We start from the raw sequence: 1,321 nt of genomic DNA, 5'->3' as shown, positions 1-1,321 counted from the left end.
TGGGCTTGACCCGTTTCGACGGACAGGGTCGATGAGTTGGTCTTCAGGCTACGTTTAGTGCGGGTAGCAGGCTGATGTCGGTGCCGTTCTCGTAAGCGGCGGGACTTCGGTAGCCGAGGCTGGAGTGTCGGCGTCGGGTGTTGTACCAGCCCTCGATGTACTCGAATATCGCTTGGTGGGCCGTCGTGCGGGTGGTCCAGGGCTGCCGGTGGATCAGCTCGGTCTTCAACGTCGAGAAGAACGATTCGGCGACGGCGTTGTCCCAGCACTGCCCGCGCCGGCCCACGCTGAGCCGCACGCCGTGCCGCTTCGCGAGACGGGTGTGCTGGGCACTGGTGTATTGGCAGCCGCGGTCGGAATGAAAGATCAGGCCGTCGGCAGGCCGGCGGCGTTGCAGGGCGTCGGTCAGGGCGGCGTCGACCAGGTCTGTTCTGAGGTGGTCGGCAACGGCCCAGCCGACGACGCGGCGGGAGGCCAGATCGATGACGGTGGCCAGGTACAGCCAGCCTTCCCACGTGTTGATGTAGGTGATGTCGCCGCACCAGCGGGTGTCGACCGCCGCCGGGTCGACGGTGAAGTCCCGCTCGATGAGGTCCGGGCGGACGGCGGCGCGCGGGTCCGCGATCGTGGTGGTCCTCCAGCGGCGTGGGCTCCTGCCGGCGACCCCGGCTTCGCGCATCCTGGCGGCGACGCGTTTGCGGCCGTGCCGGTATCCGGCCGCGACGAGTTCGGCGTGGATCCGCGGGGCGCCGTAGGTGCCGTTCGACGCGGTGTGCACGGCGATGATCTGCTCGGTCAGCTGCGTGTTGACGCGGTCGCGGGTGGACTGCTCACCGCGGGCGTGCTGGTAGTAGGCGGACCGGGAGACCTCGAGCAGTTCGCAGGCACGTTTGACGTTGTGCTTGCCGGCCTGCTCCGCGGCGATGAACGGGTACACGTTCACCGGGTCTCTCGCGCGAAGAAAGCCGTGGCCCGGCGCAGGATGTCGACGTCCTGGTGCAGCCGGCGGTTCTCCGAGCGCAGCCGGGCCAGCTCGGACCGCTCATCCGACGTCAGTGCGTCCGACCGGATCCCGGCGTCGAGTTCGGCCTGCTTGACCCAGGACCGCACCGCCGTCTCGGTCAGGTCGAAATCTCTCGCGACCTGCGCAACGGTACGGTCACCACGCTGACACACCTCGACGATCTCGGCCTTGAACTCAGGCGTGAACGCCCGCCGCGGCCTCGATCGCTTCTTTCCCACGCTCTCCATGATGCTGGACATCCTCCCGGAGACCCCAGGTCCCCTGATCTTGGATGTCCGTCAAAACGGGGCAGGCCCA

The 1,321-nt window shown here is 67.9% G+C and carries 2 protein-coding genes; both read right to left on the bottom strand.

What is annotated here, in order from left to right:
- Positions 1 to 43 precede the first annotated feature (43 nt).
- Complete coding sequence (locus tag CLV67_RS50815) at positions 44 to 943, bottom strand: IS3 family transposase (protein ID WP_106331201.1); 900 nt, start codon at positions 941 to 943, stop codon at positions 44 to 46.
- The gene (locus CLV67_RS50810; RefSeq protein WP_170154328.1) at positions 940 to 1,242 is read right to left on the bottom strand and encodes a transposase; all 303 of its coding nucleotides are present in this window, start codon (positions 1,240 to 1,242) and stop codon (positions 940 to 942) included. Before CLV67_RS50810 ends, CLV67_RS50815 begins: the two co-directional genes overlap by 4 nt.
- Between the last annotated feature and the right edge of the window lie 79 nt (positions 1,243 to 1,321).

It is taken from the genome of Actinoplanes italicus, from assembly GCF_003001815.1.
GTDB lineage: Bacteria > Actinomycetota > Actinomycetes > Mycobacteriales > Micromonosporaceae > Actinoplanes > Actinoplanes italicus.
The sequence above is the reverse complement of the archived record's forward strand: the minus strand, read 5'-3'. Positions and strand labels throughout refer to the sequence as shown.